Source organism: Sporosarcina sp. resist (assembly GCF_014302295.1).
Lineage (GTDB): Bacteria > Bacillota > Bacilli > Bacillales_A > Planococcaceae > Sporosarcina > Sporosarcina psychrophila.
Genome location: NZ_CP060287.1, coordinates 1,991,690 through 2,009,411 on the forward strand (window position 1 = coordinate 1,991,690; position 17,722 = coordinate 2,009,411).

Genomic DNA, 17,722 nt, shown 5'->3' on the forward strand with positions numbered 1-17,722 from the left:
CCCAACGCTAGCGCTTTTGCTCGCAAAAGCCGTTCTTCGTAACGGCTCTTCCTGCGGGGTCTTCAGCTCGCGCTGTTCCCGCTGGAGTCGCCGCTCTTCACTACAATCAACTAGTTCTTACTATATAAAAGAACTTTTTCAGTTTCCTCTTAATTCGGGGTGTGGATAGTAGAACGCTTGGTGCTTTGGGGATGCCTTTGCCACGCCTGCGCTAGGTTGTTCATTATCGAGAGAAATGTGATTTTGAGATGTATATGCCGAGATTGTAAGGTGATTATTTTTGCTACTAATTCTATTCAAGAAAGACACACTTCAGGTTGCAGATTTCATCGCAGATAATGAAATGCTCTTTCTCACATAGACCATCCAGCGAAGGCGCGACTTCGTGGTAGCCGGAGCGATAAGACTGAAAGCGGTCTTCTTTCTGGCTTATCGCGGGAGGCATCCACAAAGCGTCCAAGCGGTATTGGGGGAATTCTAATTAGTTCTAAGTATTGGGACTTTTTCAGTGGCCTTCCAAATGCCCATGTAAAGCGTATACGCCGTATTCATTTGTTCAACATATATAGATGTTAAAGTGTTAGACGGCCATTATTAGTTGTATATTCTTATATAAATCTAGTCTTTAAATATGAAAGGAAAAATGATGACAGTAATTATAAATGAAGTTACAAAAGACAATATAAACGATATTCTAAAACTGCGTATTAATGAAGAACAACAGTCTTTTATTGAAACGCCGCAACAATGTTTAGATGAGGCAAAGGTATGCAGCAACTTTCAACCAGTAGGGCTTTATTGGGAAAAGAATTTAGTTGGTTTTGCTATGTATGGATTTTTTCCTGATGAAGGAATAAATGGACGAGTGTGGCTGGATCGGTTTTTAATCGATTCTAAATATCAAGGTCTTGGATTAGGAAGCATTATGTTAAGCGCATTAATTCAACGGTTAGAACAAGAATATAGTTGCAATGAAATCTATTTAAGCATCATTGCCGATAATCAAGGAGCACTTCACTTGTATCAGAAATTTGGCTTTAAGTTCAATGGTGAAGTGGATAGTAATAATGAAAAGCTAATGGTGAAAAGTTTATAATGTTTTTTGGTTTATCGTTTAGAACTTGACCTACTTAACTCTGTAGACATTCATCTCACAGAGGTTGTATAATGAAACTGGTAAAACTACAAACGGATTATTAGTTTCTGGGGAGGTCGAAAATTGAAAACAAGAATCAGAAATGCATTTATTGAAGAAACGCGAAATAATGGCATTAAGTTCACGATGGATGATTTGGCAAAGCGTCTTGGAATTAGCAAGCGGACGTTATATGAAAATTTTTCATCTAAGGTAGATATCCTTGAATCAATTATAGATATGACGCTCGTTGAGTTCGATGAACAAACACGGCGTATAATTGACAATCCAGAACTTACGCTGTTAGAAAAAATCCGTAAGGCGATTGTCGTCATGCCAAAATACAATGAGTTTTACGATCTCCGGATTCTGAACCAATTAAAACGGACTTACCCTGTACAGTGGGAACGGGTGAACCGTGAGTTGCATCAGTGGGATGATTTAAAGGGTCTTCTTGAAGAAGGGATCCGAACAGGTATTATTGTGGATCGAAATATCGATCTGCTTATGAAATTGATTATTGAAGCTTCGAATGCAACGCTCGACCGACAATTTTTTTTAGAACATAGTATTTCTGTTACGGAAGCGTACGGGGCGATTGTGGATGTGTTATTGACAGGTATGGTGAAGGAAAAATAAGGTCAGCTTACTGGCATTTTAACTGCCAGTCTATTTTTTTGACTGACGAAACTATAAAAACTAAAATCGTTTCCGTGTTTTATGGAACGACAAAAGATAAGGAATTGAATTGGTAATGAAAAAGGAACAAGTAGTAAATCGCTTAGATACGGAATCTGTTGGGAAATCTTTTTTGAGGTATTTAATCCCGTCGATGGTTGGGATGCTACTGATGGCTGTCAATATTGTGATCGACGGAATTATGGTAGGCAATCGCTTAGGCCCAGTCGCTCTTGCCGGGGTAGGGATTGCAGCGCCAGTTTATACGGTTTTTGTCGCGATGTCACTGTGGATTGGAATTGGTGCAGCGACCCGTTATTCCGCAATGATGGGAGCTAAACGACCTGATAAGGCGCGTGTTATTTTTTCACATGCCATTGTCTCTATATTTATTTTAACGCTGATTGTCGGGCTTACTGCCTTTGTTTTTAGGACGGAACTTGCGTATTTATTGGGCGCGAATGCCGACACATTTCAGTACACTGCAGGTTATATGAAGGTCATGTTGCTATTTGGATTCATCTTCACTGTTGAAAATGCATTCAGTATTTTGGTGCGAAATGACGGTGGACCGAACTTATCAATGATTGCACTTGTTGCTACGGCAGTCGTCAATATCGGATTGAATTATGTGTTTTTATTCATACTTGATTATGGTGTAGAGGGTGCTGCAGCGGCAACGGTCATTGGTGCATTTGTGGGGCTTGTCATATTGAGCACGCATTTTTTTAGAAAGAAAAGTAATTTGCGTTTTGTTCGCTTTAAGTTCAATCGAAAGCTTTTTCTATTAATATTAGTGATTGGATTTCCGAGTTTTCTTGCGGAAGTTGGATTTTCGGTCTTTACAATCTCGCATAATATTACGTTTGAATACCTCGCTGGAACCGCAGGCGTGTCTGCATTTACGATATTGAATTATGTTCACAGTGTTATGTTGCTGTTATTTTTAGGTATGGGTGCGGCGATTCAACCGCTGATTAGCTATTACCGTGGGGCAGGTAGCGAAATCAAGATGAAAAAGACTGTTCGTATGGCTATTGGGACAGCACTCGGGGCCGGCATCTTCTTTCTGCTTGTCGGCCAATTTGCAGCCGCTCCAATTGCAAGTTTGTTCGGCGATTTTCCAGAAGAAGTAATGAAAATTGCGGTTCCGGGTATTAAACTGTTCTTTATCGCCTATCTTTTTATGGGCACAAACTTTGTCATGATGACGTATTATCAATCCATCGGACAGATCCGAATGGCAACGTGGATTACTGCAGCAAGGGAAATTGTTGTTTTGCTAATCTTGCTCGCCATCATGCCACGACTATTTGGATTAACAGGTGTCTGGCTCGCTATACCAATATCGGAATTCATTGTTCTGATGACAATTTATTATTACCACAAAAAATGGAACAATTGAGATGTGACTTTATAAGGAATGTTGTAAGAGAAATAACCTATATATGTTGAATTAAAGAATCCTATTGAATCTGCCGTGGCGCTCAATAATAAGAGAGGTGTAATTCGGGGTGTGGATTGTAGAACGCTTAGCGCTTCGGCGACCCCTTTGCCGCGCCTGCGCTAGGATATTCATTATCGAGAGAAATGTGATTTTGAGATGTATATGCCAAGATTATAATGTGTTTATTTTTTGCTACTAATTCTATTCAAGAAAGACACATTCCAGATTGCAGTTTTCATCACAGCTAATGAAATGCTCTTTCTCGCATAGACCATCCAGCGCAGGCGCGTCTTCGTGGTAGTCGAAGCGATAAGACTAAGGAGGGATGCAGTTCAATCCCTCCCAAGTGGTTTCCTTTCTGGCTTATCGCGGGAGGCATCCACAAAGCGTCGAAGCGGTATTAGTGGGAATACTAATTCATTCCAATTACTAGGGATTTTTCAGTGGCCTCCTAAAATCCCTTGTAAAGCGCATACGCCGTATTCATTTGTTTAACATATCTAGAAGGTATTGGGGGATAAATATGCAAAAAGTAGTGCAGACTAAGTGATTGGTCTGTACTACTTTTTTGTTGTAAGAAGAACAATTTCTTTAGGGTTATTTTTTCTAGTGAGTACATATAATTTATTTTATTAGATTATAAACTGGTATAGACAACTATACCGATTGAGTGTATAGTGAAAATTAAGAATACTAGACATGTTGAACAAATAATACCTATATAAACTAGCGAAGGCGCTGTAAGCGGCGGATTTGAATGGAATTTATTTCTATTTATACAGGATATTCAAAAGGGATGAGGAATTTGATGAAGACATTGTTGATTTCAAATATTACAATTGCCAATTCAACAAAGGATGGTATATCTGGAGACATTTATATAGAAAATAGCGAAATTATAGAAATCGCTACTTCTATAAATAAAGTTGCAGATATACGAATCGATGCGGCGGGTAAGGATTGGATTGTTGTGCCTGGTTTTATTGACATTCACATTCACGGTTCTTCAGGCTTTGATGTAATGGATGCGACGCCGGAAGCATTAAATGGTTTGGCGAGCGCGCTTCCCCGTGAAGGGACGACGAGTTTTTTAGCAACAACAATGACGCAGTCGGATGAAGCGATAGCAGGGGCGTTACGCAATGCGGGTTTATTCAATGCGGATGAAAGGCAAGCTGAAATGTTGGGGGTTCATTTGGAAGGGCCTTTTATTTCAGCTATACGAGCGGGTGCACAACCGGTTGAGCATATTACAACACCGTCTTTTGCCCTTTTTGAACAATGGCAAGAGCTGAGTGGTAACCGCATTAAAATTGTAACTGTTGCTCCTGAGGTGGAAAACGGTCTTGCTTTCATTGAAAAGGTAACGACGAGTGGTGTGATTGCATCTATTGGACATACGGATGCAACATCGGATATCGTTCGTAATGCGGTTGAGGAGGGTGCTACTCATGTGACTCATTTATACAACCAAATGAGTCCGTTTCGTCATAGAGAACCAGGGGTTGTTGGAGCTGCTTTTTTAGAGGATTCACTTCTCGTTGAAATTATCGTCGATTGCATTCATAGTCATCCGAAATCGGTTGAACTCGCTTATCGTCAAAAGACTTCCAATCGAATTATTCTTATTACGGATGCAATGCGTGCGAAAGGGCTTCCACCTGGCATTTATGATTTAGGAGGCCAAGATGTAGAAGTATCACACAAAGCTGCGCGGCTTCGCGATGGAACGCTTGCAGGAAGCATATTAACGATGGAACAAGCGGCACAGAATATGAAGGCTATTACAAATTGTTCATTAGCTGAATTAGTTGCAATGACCTCAACAAATGCTGCCGAACAACTTGGCCTATCCAATAAAGGCAGGATTGAGCCTGGAAAAGATGCGGATCTTACCATCATCGATGGGGAGTGGAATGTCCAGATGACTATTTGTAGGGGGGAAATTGCTTATACTAAGGAGGTAATGGGATGAAGGTAGTCATATGTGCTAATTATGATGAAGTAAGCGTAAAGGCCGCACAATTGGTAGAAGCACAAATTCTTGGAAATGATCACTCGGTGCTTGGACTTGCAACAGGATCAACGCCACTAGGGCTTTATGAACGATTAGTTGAAGGTGTTAAATTACGTGGGATATCGTATAAAAATGTGTGCACGATTAATCTAGATGAATACCTAGGTCTAGATAAAGGGCATCCGGAAAGTTACCGCACATTTATGACTGAAAACTTATTTGATAAGATTGACATTGTAATTGGAAATACGTATATTCCGGATGGGACATCTGATTCAGCAGAAGAATGTCTGCGTTATGAACAAGTAATTGATAGCGTAGGGCCGATTGATCTGCAGGTATTGGGGATAGGAAGAAATGGGCATATCGGCTTTAACGAACCGGGAACGGATTCAAACAGTCTGACACATGTCGTTGAACTTGTTGCATCTACCCGAGAAAGTAACGCACGTTTCTTTACTTCCATTGATGAAGTTCCAACACATGCGATTACAACGGGCATCAAATCGATATTAAAAAGTAAGGAAATTATTTTACTGGCATCCGGAAAAGATAAAGCAGAAGCTGTGAGAACATTATTAAATAAAGATGTGACTGAAAGTTTTCCAGCATCAATTTTATGGAATCACGATAATGTTACACTTATTGTTGATAGGGATGCATATGAACTGGTTAAATCATAAGGGAAGTGAGTATTATGCTAGATAAACAGTCACCGATACCCATGTACGTCCAAATCGAGGACTATTTGAAAAATCAAATTCTGCAAGGGGATTTTGTAATTGGAGAGGCAATCCCTTCCGAACGTGAACTGACGGATACGTTTGACGTAAGTCGCATGACTGTCCGCCAATCCATAACGAATCTAGTAAATGAGGGGCTCCTTTATCGTGAAAAGGGGCGCGGAACATATGTGGCGACACCCAAGATTGAACAGCCTCTTAGTGGTCTTACAAGCTTTACGGAAGATATGCTGTCACGTGGGATGAAACCTAGTAACAAACTTATTAGTTTTGAGAAAATGATACCTGAAATAGATATTATGCATGAGTTACAGTTGGCTAAAGATGAAGAAGTATTCGTCGTTAAGCGAATTCGGTATGCGGACGACAAACCGATGGCGATCGAAAGGTCATATCTTCCTGTTAAGCTCGTCCCAAATCTTGAATTGAATGACATAGAAGGATCACTGTATTCGTTTATAGAGAAGGATAAACGGCTAATAATTAGCCATGCCTCGCAACGCATGGAAGCTGTGTTAGTGAAAAAGGAAGATGCAGAGTTCCTTCAAATTTTTATGCCTTCAGCAGTTTTGTTGATAGAACGAATCAGTTATTTAACGAACGATGTTCCGATTGAAATTGTTCGAAGTACATATCGGGCAGATCGTTATAAATTTATCAGCGAGATTCGGAGATGATTGAATGAATGCGTATTTCAAGGAAATCGAATCATTGATGAAAAAAGTTATTCAAGAAGAACAGCAATCTGTTGAAAAGATTGCAGCAGAGATAATGAAACGCCTTTCGCGTGGTGGTATTGTTCAGTTATTCGGCTCAGGTCATTCTCACTTAATAGCGGAGGAGCCGTTTTTCCGTGCGGGCGGTTTAGTACCAGTACGACCAATTATTGTCGAGACTTTGATGCTTCATAATGGGGCTTCACAGGCATCTACGAATGAAAAAGACCCTGAATTTACCCAAACATTTGCGGGTCAGCTAGACATTCGTTCTGAAGATGTAGTCATTATTATTTCAACTTCTGGACGAAATGTGGTACCAATAGATGTGGCGTATATTGCAAAAGAGTCCGGGGCTTATGTTGTTTCTCTCCAGTCTCTTTACTACAACGCGTCTGAACAGCCATCTAAACACCATTCAGGAAATAGACTTGAAGATGTTACTGAAGCTGTTTTGAATACGCATGTAACGGTTGGGGATGGGCTTCTGCTATCGGAGGGAACACCTTATGCACCGGCTTCTGGCGTCATTGGGAATATGCTTCTTCATGCGACATTCAGTCGTGTGATTGGTATGATGATTGAAAGTGGTATAGAACCTCCAATATTTAAAAGCGCAAATTTGGATGGAAGCTCAGCACATAATGAGCAAATGATTGCTACTTATAGCAAGCGAATTAAGTTTTAACTTGATTCGACTAATCTATTAAAAGGGAGAGTTTAAAATGATTGAGAAAAATTACAAAGTTACTAGCAACGAGGGACTTCACGCCCGTCCATCATCCGTATTAGTTTCAGCGGTGACACCATTTACGTCAGATGTGAAACTTGCATACATGGAAAAGACAGTGAACTTGAAATCGATTATGGGTGTTATGTCACTGGGAATTTCAGCTGGGGCAGACATTAAAATCATCGCTGATGGTGAGGATGAAGAAGCATTAATGGCTAAAGTGGATGAAGTAATAAAATCAGAAGGAATCGGTGAGTGATTTCAACGATTTAAGGCATTCCACTTTTGCATGCTTTTAGCGTTTTGAATGCATCTATATATTGAACTACTAAAAACTATATAAACTAAGCGAAGGCGCCTGACAAGGGGTAGCCGAAGCCCTAAGACTGATGGCGAAGCTGTCTGGCTTAGGGCGGGAGGCATCCCAAGCGCCGAAGCAAAGTCAATGGGATTATTTATTTCATCAAATATAAAACAAAGATGTTTCAAGTCCTTGTGAAAGCGTCACCGAGCTCTAGTCGGGTGACGCTTTACTGTTTTACGGGATAGCTCATCGACTTTTTTTACCTAATTGACCAATTATCAATGTTAAAACAGAAATCGCTGTGATATAGTGGGAAATGATGAAAGAAGGTGTGCGTATTGAGAAAGAAATACGGAAGACTCAGGAAAAAAGAAAATGTTATCGTCTTTCCAGGAACATTTGAAAAGCTTGTTGAAAATGGCCATGTAGCCGTCGAACAGGAGAACTATGAGTTAGCGGTGGAAGCATTTGACCAAGCTATTGTATATGAACCTGACAATCCGGAATTTCTGGGACCATACGCGGTTGCCCTTTATGAAACAAAAGACTTTCAACGTGCAAAAGAAATTGCAGCAAGGCTCCTTCATAGCGGAACCGCCGATTACGTCGATGCAATGGAGCTGTATTTGACAATTAGCATTCAACTGCAGGAGTACGATGAAGTTGAAATGACAATTGATGCGCTAATTGATGAAGGAATCGTTCCGCCTGATATGCTGAACAAATTCAATTATCTGCGGGAATTGAATGGTCGTTTGTCTGACCGCTATGCACAGGACGAGCCCAGCTATCGAATGGAATTATTCACACTAGACGAATTCATGAAGATGGATGCATTGGCACAACAGTATGCACTGGCTTCACTTGAAGGTAGTGATTTAACTGATTTAGTCCCTTTACTTGCGATAATTGTAGCGCGGGACGATGTGGCACCATTAGCAATTACGTTCGCATTAACGCTACTGCATCAGACAGGGCACTCTGATGAACTTACAGTGCGGAAATTCGGCTGGGAGAAGCGTATTGTTCCAGCAGCTATGACATTACCTGGGCAAGATGATTTAACGAAACAAGTTCTTGAAGAAGTGGATCGTCGGTTACTGCAGGATCCATCTAGATTAGAAATGGCTCAAGGTCTCATTGAGAAATTTGCAATTACTGCTTTCCCTTTCGGCTGGGGGACTCATCAAGCAGAAGAAGTCGCAACAGCCTATGTAAACTACATAGAAAGTCTGTTTTCAGGTGAGCAGTTACCCGAGACAGCACTGAACTTACTTATTCAACAGATTGACAACGATTCGGACCTTTAACAAAGTGTGAAATCTGTTGAAAGATGAAGAGACTATGATATACTGAAATGGTTGTCAATGGAGTATATACGGAACAAAAGATATTGGCCAAAACGATTCGGAGGTATTTAATTATGTCAGTTAAATGGGAAAAGCAAGAAGGAAACACAGGGATTCTAACAGTAGAAGTACCTGCAGAAGCAGTAACGGTAGGTCTTGATAAAGCATTCAAGAAAGTTGTGAAAACAATACAAGCACCAGGATTCCGTAAAGGGAAAATGCCACGTCAAATGTTTGAAAAAATGTATGGCGTAGAATCACTTTACAATGAAGCACTTGATTTCATCCTTCCAGAAGCATATTCAAATGCTCTTGACGAAGCAGGCGTTGAACCAATCGATCGTCCTGAAATTGACATCGAGCAAATGGAAAAAGGAAAAGACCTTATTTTCAAAGCGGTTGTTACATTGAAACCAGAAGTGAAACTTGGCGATTATAAAGGCCTTGAAGTAACACGTCAGGAAACAACAGTTACTGACGAAGAAATCGAAGAGCAACTGAAAGATCGTCAACAAAAATTCGCTGAATTAGCTATTAAAGAAGATGGCGCAGTTGAAAATGGCGACACAGTGAAAATCGATTTCGAAGGTTCTGTTGATGGAGAAGTTTTCGACGGCGGAAAATCTGAAGGGTACGACCTTGAAATCGGTTCAGGTTCATTTATCCCTGGATTCGAAGAACAATTGGTTGGCATGAAACAAGACGAAGAAAAAGACGTCGAAGTGAATTTCCCTGAAGAATACCATGCAGCAGAACTTGCTGGTAAACCAGCGATTTTCAAAGTGAAAATTCATGAAATCAAGTCAAAAGAAGTTCCAGCACTTGATGACGAACTTGCAAAAGAAATTGATGAAGAAGTAGAAAGTCTTGAAGCATTGCGTACGAAGCTGAAAGAAACTACTTTGGAAGAGAAGAAATCGGCATCTGAAGTAGCACTTCGCGATGATCTTGTCGAAGCAGCTGCGAGAAATATGGAAGTCGAAATTCCTGAAGTAATGATCAATTCTGAAATTGAACGTATGATGGAAGAGTTCGGACAACGTCTTCAATCACAAGGTATGAACCTTGAGCTTTACTTCCAGTTCTCTGGACAAGATGAAGAAGCACTTCGTTCACAAATGAAAGACGATGCACAAAACCGTGTTCGCGTTTCACTTGTACTTGAAGCGATTGGTAAAGCTGAAAACATCGTAGTTGAAGAAGCTGATATTAACGCAGAACTTGAAAAAATGTCCGCGCAATTCGGTATGGATGTTGAGCAAATCAAAACAACACTTGGTGGAACTTCTGTTCTTGAAAATGACCTTCGTTTCAATAAAACAGTTGAATTCCTTGTTGAAAATGCAAAGATTACTGAATAATAAAGTGAAATAAGGACAAGGTACGGAAGACCGTACCTTGTTTTTCATAGAAAGACATAGAATTACCTTCTTGAATAGGGAAGAATTCTAATTAGTTGATAAAAACGGGGGAATCTTGTAAGATTGTCACTTGAATAGGGGTGAGCATAATGTTCAAATTTAACGATGAAAAAGATAACTTGAACTGTTCTTTTTGCGGGAAATCCCAGGAACAGGTTCGTAAGTTAGTCGCTGGTCAAGGCGTCTATATTTGTGATGAATGTGTTGAACTTTGTGCTGAAATCGTTGAAGAGGAAGTCGGACTTGAAGAAGGTTTCGAGCTTAAAGACGTTCCGAAGCCGAAAGAAATACAAAGTATACTCGATGAATACCTTATTGGACAGGACCGTGCAAAGAAATCACTTTCAGTTGCTGTCTATAATCACTATAAACGTGTTAATTCGAACAGTAAGATTGATGATGTCGAGCTATCGAAATCCAATATCGTCTTAATCGGACCAACAGGGAGCGGTAAAACATTACTTGCTCAAACGCTTGCTAGAATCCTCGATGTACCTTTCGCGATTGCAGATGCTACATCTTTGACGGAAGCGGGATATGTTGGTGAAGACGTAGAAAATATTCTATTGAAACTGATTCAGGCTGCAGATTATGATGTAGATCGTGCGGAAAAAGGGATCATCTATATTGATGAAATCGATAAAGTCGCGCGTAAATCCGAAAATGCGTCCATTACACGTGACGTGTCAGGGGAAGGTGTCCAACAGGCACTTCTTAAAATTCTTGAAGGGACAGTTGCGAGCGTGCCACCACAAGGCGGACGTAAACATCCACATCAAGAATTTATCCAAATCGACACGACGAATATTCTCTTTATTGTTGGGGGAGCATTCGACGGAATTGAAGAAATCATTAAACGCCGCATCGGACAAAAAGTAATTGGTTTCGGTGCTGAGCCGAACTTGGTTATTGAAGAGGAGTCTTACCTTGCTAAACTGATTCCGGAAGATCTTCAACGTTTTGGTCTGATACCAGAGTTCGTAGGTCGTTTACCTGTTCTTGCAAGTTTGGAGCAGTTGAGCGAAGATACGCTGTATCAGATTTTGACGCTTCCGAAAAATGCGATTGTAAAACAATACCAAAAAATGTTTGGGCTGGACAATGTTGAACTGCGATTCGAAGATGATGCCTTGCTTGAAATTGCAAAAGAGGCAATCACACGAAAAACAGGTGCTCGTGGTCTGCGTTCAATCATTGAGAATATCATGCTCGACGTAATGTATGAACTGCCTTCACTTGAAGAAGTGACGGAGTGTGTCATTACTAAAGACTCCGTCTTGGGGCAATCAAATCCAATTCTTTTAACAGCGGACGGTACCCGAGTTCATCTGGATAATGAGAAAGACTCGGCGTAACGCCTGAAGGATGAAGCTGACTCCGATGACGCGCGTGAAAATGCGCTCTTCGGATGTCAGCTTTTTTTAAATATTTGATTGAACTAAAAGTTGGATATACATAATTAATGGAGGTGACTTCCGCATGTTAACTAATGAATTGAACAATATACCATTGTTGCCGCTGCGTGGGCTGCTCGTATACCCTACGATGATTTTACATATTGATGTTGGAAGAGAGCGCTCCGTATTTGCCATTGAACACGCAATCGCACAGGATAACCTTATTTTTCTTGCTACGCAGAAAGATATAAGTATAGAAAATCCGGAACCGGAGGATCTGTATAAAGTAGGGACATTGGCGTTTGTTAAATCGATGACACAACTACCAAACGGGACGTATCGTATACTTATTGAAGGAATTGAACGTGCAGAATGGTCGGATTATGAGGAAGCGGATCTTTATCCCGTGGTTAAAGTAATTGGTTATCCAGATGATGAGGAAATTGATGCTGAATCAGAAGCGCTAATGAGAACGCTACTTACATATTTCAAAAAGTACTCAAAAATCTCGAAAAAAGTGACAGAAGAAACATATGATTCTGTCGCTTCAATTATAGAACCGGGAAGACTGGCAGATACGGTCGCTTCTCATTTACCGCTGAAATTGGTTGCAAAGCAAGAAGTACTTGAAATAAAAAATGTCAATGAACGCCTTGAATGGCTTATGAGTAGACTTTATAATGAGCAAGAAGTGCTGAACCTTGAAAAGAAAATTAATGAACGTGTCAGGGAAGCCATGGAGCGAACGCAAAAAGAGTTTTATTTGCGTGAGCAGATGAAGGCGATTCAGACTGAACTCGGTGATAAAGACGGTAAAGGTCTAGAAGTAATAGACTTGACTGAAAAAATTGAGAGTTCCGGTATGCCGGCAGGTGTTAGAGAAGCCGCGTTGCGTGAACTCGACAGATATGAAAAACTACCATCTGCTGCAGCTGAAAGCGGAATCATCCGTAATTATATCGAGTGGCTCGTTACGTTGCCATGGTCCGATGCATCAACAGATCAGCTTGACATTAATCGCTCGGAAGAAATCTTAAATCGCGACCACGATGGACTAGAAGCTGTTAAAGAACGTATACTTGAATATTTGGCAGTTCGTCAATTAACGAATTCATTACGGGGACCAATCCTTTGTCTTGCGGGTCCACCAGGTGTCGGAAAAACGTCTTTAGCTAGGTCTATTGCAGAATCTCTAGGTAGGAAGTTTGTTCGAATCTCACTTGGCGGAGTGCGTGACGAGTCGGAAATTCGTGGTCATAGACGGACATATGTGGGCGCAATGCCTGGGCGAATTATTCAAGGTATGAAAAAAGCTGGCAAGATTAACCCGGTGTTCTTACTGGATGAAATCGATAAGATGTCGAATGACTTCCGTGGGGATCCATCGTCCGCGATGCTTGAGGTACTTGACCCAGAACAAAACAATAAATTTAGTGATCATTACATCGAAGAGCCTTATAACTTATCGAATGTTTTGTTCATTGCGACTGCCAATGATTTAAGTGCAATTCCGGGACCACTTCGTGACCGGATGGAAATCATTTCAATTGCTGGTTACACAGAAATTGAGAAGCACGCTATTGCGAAAAATCACTTGATCCCGAAACAGTTGAAAGAGCACGGACTGACAAAATCGCAGGTTCGTATCAATGATCCTGCGATTCAGGACATTGTAAGGTATTATACACGCGAGGCAGGTGTACGTGGCCTAGAACGACAAATTGCTGGTATTTGCCGTAAAGCTGCGAAACTGATTGTCACGGGAGAGAAGAAAAGTATAACGGTTAGTTCTAAAACACTTGAATCTCTTATTGGTAAAAAGAAATACAGGTATGGACAGGCGGAGACAGTGAATCAAATAGGCGTCGCGACAGGACTTGCTTATACGCAAGTTGGTGGAGATACATTGCAGATTGAGGTTTCTTTATCGCCAGGAAAAGGTAAACTTATACTGACGGGTAAACTTGGAGATGTTATGAAAGAGTCTGCACAGACTGCATTGTCCTACGTGCGTTCGAAAACGGTGGAATTCGGTATTGATCCAGATTTCCATGAAAAGTGTGATATTCATATCCATGTACCTGAAGGTGCGATCCCTAAAGATGGACCTTCAGCCGGTGTGACGATTGCTACATCACTGGTCTCTGCATTGACTTCACGGCCAGTACGCCGTGAGGTCGGGATGACTGGTGAAATTACACTGCGCGGTAGAGTTTTACCGATTGGTGGCGTGAAAGAAAAAACATTAAGTGCCCATCGAGCTGGCTTGACGACGATTATCTTGCCAAAAGAAAATGAGCGCGACATCGAAGATATTCCAGAAAGCGTCCGAGAGGAACTGACATTTAAACTCGTTTCTGACGCAGAAGAGGTCCTCGAAATTGCATTGGAGGAGACTTCCAAATGAAAGTCCATAACGTAGAAATGATAATGAGTGCTGTACGCCCCGAACAATATCCGGCGGAAGGGTATCCGGAATTTGCGTTAGCAGGCCGGTCGAACGTCGGTAAATCATCTTTCATAAACAAGATGATTGGTAGAAAAAGCCTTGCTCGAACTTCTTCGAAGCCAGGTAAGACACAAACGTTAAACTTTTATAAAATTGAAGAGCAATTATTTTTCGTCGATGTACCGGGATACGGGTATGCAAAAGTATCCAAGTCTTCTCGTGAAACATGGGGGAAATTCATTCAACAATATATGACTGAACGGGAGCCACTTCGAGCTGTCATTCAAATTGTAGATTTACGCCACGCTCCAAGTGCTGATGATTGTGCAATGTACGATTTCCTTGTAGAGAATAATATGCCTGCAATCATCATTGCGACGAAAGCGGACAAGATTCCAAAAGGGAAATGGGAAAAGCATAAAAAAGTCGTTCGTGAAACGCTTGCAATGCGACCATACGATGCATTAATTGTCTTTTCATCTGAAAAGGGAATCGGAATGGACGAAGCATGGAAAGAGATTGAAAGCAGAATGTAATTGTAGAATTGGGAAATCCGGAAGACGAGATATACATCGTTTTCCGTTTTTTTTATAGTGTGCTGGCGCACAGTTTAGTAATTCAGTCGTATACTAAAATAATTTGTTCTTCAGTTTTCTTATCCAGTCGTATGGTTTAGTCAATCTGTCGTATAGTATTAGTAATCGGTAATGCAGTTCCAATAAATTTGATTTAGGATTGCACATTAATTGCATGTGAAATCGAAGGCTGTTAGGATTAGATTATAATCATTATAAATAGTTACGTTTAACCGTTCGTAGTCATAGGTTGTTCACAATTTCCAACAAGAAAAGTGATAACTATATGGTATAATGGGAAGCGTGAAATAGAACGTGAGAGGTGTGAACACCTGATGCATACAATCGTAATCGGTGTCAATCACCGGACAGCACCTGTTGAAATAAGAGAGAAATTATCTTTTATTGAAACAGAACTGCCGCAGGCGATGCAAACATTGCAACAGCAAAAAAGTATATTAGAAAATATTATTATATCAACTTGTAATCGAACTGAAATTTATGCAGTAGTTGATCAGTTGCATACGGGTCGTTATTACGTGAAGAATTTCTTGGCTGAGTGGTTCGATTTGCCACTTGAGTCTTTCTCTTCTCATTTAATTATCATGGAAAATGATGGTGCGATTGAGCATCTGATGCGCGTATCGGCAGGCATCGATTCTATGGTACTTGGTGAGACACAGATTTTAGGTCAAGTGAGGGACAGTTTCCTTGAAGGCCAAACAATTGGTACAACAGGTACTGTTTTCAATGAGCTATTTAAACAAGCCGTAACGCTTGCGAAAAAAGCCCACACTGAAACTGCAATTGGCGATAACGCTGTCTCAGTTTCCTATGCTGCTGTAGAACTCGGTAAAAAGATCTTCGGTACATTGGACCAAAAGCATGTGGCCATTCTTGGAGCAGGCGAAATGGGTGAACTTGCCGTTAAGAACTTGCACGGAAGCGGTGCAAGCAAAGTGACTGTTGTTAACAGGACACTGTCGAAAGCGGAAGTCCTTGCCGATAAATTCGGAGGTGTTGCGAAGTCGATGCAAGAACTGCAATGTACACTTCTTGAAGCAGATGTACTGATTAGTTCAACAGGTGCAAACGACTTCGTTATCGATTTTGAACTTATGCAGTTAGTAGGTCGGTTGCGTAAAGGAAGACCAATATTTATGGTAGATATCGCAGTACCGCGGGATCTGGATCCACGTATCGGCGATCTTCCAAATGTTTTCCTTTACGATATCGATGATTTACAAGGAATTGTGGAAGCGAATCTCGCGGAAAGAAAGCGAGCAGCCGAAGAAATTGGCCTTATGATTGAGCAGGAACTTGTCGTATTTAAAGAATGGGTTGCTACACTTGGAGTGGTTCCGATTATATCGGCACTTCGTCAAAAAGCGAATCGCATCCAATCGGAGACAATGGCGAGTATTGAAAACAAAATGCCAAATTTAACTGAACGTGAAAAGAAAGTATTAAGCAAGCATACGAAATCTATCGTTAATCAATTATTGAAAGATCCTATTCTACAGGCGAAAGAGCTGTCAATGGATCCGAAAGCATCCGAAAAGCTGGAATTGTTCCAGCAAATATTCGGTATTGATGAAGATGTAGTAAATGAGAAAGAAACGCTTGCAAAACAGGCGAAACAACGGTTAAAAGTCAGAGCTGAAAGACATGCGACGGCACAACCGGATTTGACATTTTGAACGTTTGTCAAAGGGGCGTTTCCGCATCAGTGTGATACACTATAGATGCAGAAACGCCCCTATTAGTTCGGAAAGGCAGAGAGGTTATCATGGCTGAAATGATGATGGCGAGACTGCATGAAGTAATGGTCGTACTCTATGCAGTAAGCCTTGTTTTTTATTTTATAGATTACTTGAATAAGGATACGTTTGCACACCGAAGCGCTTTTTGGATTTTAACCGTCGTCTACTTTCTACAAACATTCTTTCTTGTGATGTATATAATCGAATGGCAAAGGTTCCCTGTACTCACTCTTTTTGAGGGGATTTACTTTTACGCTTGGTTGTTGATTACTTTATCAATTGTCATGCATCTGTTTTACAAAGTTGGTCACGCCGTCTTTTTCTTAAATGTGATTGGATTCATATTTATGACAATTCATACATTTGGACCTGAACAAATTGAACAGTCGCCGATAGGGGAAGCGCTTATTTCAGAGCTGCTATTCATCCATATTACATTCGCGATTTTGTCTTATGCAGCGTTTGCGATGTCATTCGTTTTTTCGATACTCTATCTTCTTGTTTATAAAGTTTTAAAGAAGAAGAAATGGTCAAAACAATTTAATAGGCTTCCTTCTCTTCATCAAACAGAGATAGGCATGAAGGCGTCTCTTTATACAGGTATTCCGTTTCTGCTCGTCAGTTTAATTCTCGGCATGCAGTGGGCGATAGTTGCACTCGATGTATGGTCCTTTTTTGATATGAAGATTATTGGTTCATTTATCCTTCTTGCCATTTACGGTTCTGTATTATTCTTGAAGCGAAGTGGCAAGCTAACAGGAAACGACTTTGCATGGGCGAACGTATTTGCATTCCTTTTTGTTATCATCAATTTTTTTCTTGGAAGTAAGTTATCCGGGTTCCATTTTTGGTTATAACTTAATACAGCTTGGTTTCAAACCCTGGCTGTATTAAGTTAAAGCCTCTGGCGGATGCTACAGATTTTTTGGGGATTTATTATCAAGCAAACTCGAAAAAATCTGAACACAAATACGCCAAGGTGTATTCGATTAAGA

The 17,722-nt window shown here is 40.7% G+C and carries 15 protein-coding genes; all 15 read left to right on the forward strand.

Translation table 11 applies throughout. From position 1 onward, the window contains the following. Positions 1–646 precede the first annotated feature (646 nt). Entirely contained in the window at positions 647–1,096 is a 450-nt protein-coding gene (locus H7992_RS09890; protein ID WP_067208032.1) for a GNAT family N-acetyltransferase, read from the forward strand. Positions 1,097–1,219: 123 nt separating this feature from the next. Then, positions 1,220–1,774, forward strand: a complete 555-nt coding sequence (locus H7992_RS09895; protein WP_187047442.1) for a TetR/AcrR family transcriptional regulator — start codon at positions 1,220–1,222, stop codon at positions 1,772–1,774. A 115-nt stretch (positions 1,775–1,889) separates the two neighbouring features. After that, entirely contained in the window at positions 1,890–3,218 is a 1,329-nt protein-coding gene (locus H7992_RS09900) for an MATE family efflux transporter (RefSeq protein WP_187047443.1), read from the forward strand. Between the two features lie 847 nt (positions 3,219–4,065). Further along, positions 4,066–5,235 (forward strand): N-acetylglucosamine-6-phosphate deacetylase, encoded by a 1,170-nt coding sequence (gene nagA / locus H7992_RS09905; RefSeq protein WP_187047849.1) that lies wholly within the window; start codon positions 4,066–4,068, stop codon positions 5,233–5,235. After that, complete coding sequence (nagB, locus tag H7992_RS09910) at positions 5,232–5,960, forward strand: glucosamine-6-phosphate deaminase (RefSeq protein WP_067208041.1); 729 nt, start codon at positions 5,232–5,234, stop codon at positions 5,958–5,960. Before nagA ends, nagB begins: the two co-directional genes overlap by 4 nt. A gap of 14 nt (positions 5,961–5,974) precedes the next feature. Beyond that, positions 5,975–6,697: a GntR family transcriptional regulator gene (locus H7992_RS09915; protein ID WP_067208044.1), complete on the forward strand. Its 723-nt coding sequence runs from the start codon at positions 5,975–5,977 to the stop codon at positions 6,695–6,697. 4 nt (positions 6,698–6,701) lie between these two features. Then, positions 6,702–7,424, forward strand: coding sequence for a sugar isomerase domain-containing protein (locus H7992_RS09920; protein ID WP_187047444.1), 723 nt, complete (start codon positions 6,702–6,704; stop codon positions 7,422–7,424). 37 nt (positions 7,425–7,461) lie between these two features. Next, positions 7,462–7,728 (forward strand): phosphocarrier protein HPr, encoded by a 267-nt coding sequence (locus tag H7992_RS09925; RefSeq protein ID WP_304627122.1) that lies wholly within the window; start codon positions 7,462–7,464, stop codon positions 7,726–7,728. Between the two features lie 383 nt (positions 7,729–8,111). Continuing rightward, complete coding sequence (locus H7992_RS09930; protein WP_067208052.1) at positions 8,112–9,083, forward strand: tetratricopeptide repeat protein; 972 nt, start codon at positions 8,112–8,114, stop codon at positions 9,081–9,083. A 113-nt stretch (positions 9,084–9,196) separates the two neighbouring features. Then, on the forward strand, positions 9,197–10,483 hold the full coding sequence (gene tig, locus H7992_RS09935) for a trigger factor (RefSeq protein ID WP_067208055.1): 1,287 nt from the start codon (positions 9,197–9,199) through the stop codon (positions 10,481–10,483). 149 nt (positions 10,484–10,632) lie between these two features. Continuing rightward, positions 10,633–11,898 carry an ATP-dependent protease ATP-binding subunit ClpX gene (gene clpX, locus H7992_RS09940; protein ID WP_067208057.1) on the forward strand — a complete coding sequence of 422 codons (1,266 nt, stop codon included), beginning with the start codon at positions 10,633–10,635 and terminating at the stop codon, positions 11,896–11,898. 124 nt (positions 11,899–12,022) lie between these two features. Beyond that, entirely contained in the window at positions 12,023–14,347 is a 2,325-nt protein-coding gene (lon, locus tag H7992_RS09945) for an endopeptidase La (RefSeq protein ID WP_067208060.1), read from the forward strand. Beyond that, a complete protein-coding gene (yihA, locus tag H7992_RS09950) occupies positions 14,344–14,925 on the forward strand; it encodes a ribosome biogenesis GTP-binding protein YihA/YsxC (RefSeq protein WP_067208063.1) in 582 nt (193 codons plus the stop codon). Before lon ends, yihA begins: the two co-directional genes overlap by 4 nt. Before the next feature lie 374 nt (positions 14,926–15,299). After that, positions 15,300–16,664 (forward strand): glutamyl-tRNA reductase, encoded by a 1,365-nt coding sequence (gene hemA, locus H7992_RS09955; protein WP_187047445.1) that lies wholly within the window; start codon positions 15,300–15,302, stop codon positions 16,662–16,664. Positions 16,665–16,753: 89 nt separating this feature from the next. Continuing rightward, on the forward strand, positions 16,754–17,584 hold the full coding sequence (locus H7992_RS09960; RefSeq protein WP_067208068.1) for a cytochrome c biogenesis protein: 831 nt from the start codon (positions 16,754–16,756) through the stop codon (positions 17,582–17,584). Positions 17,585–17,722 lie beyond the last annotated feature (138 nt).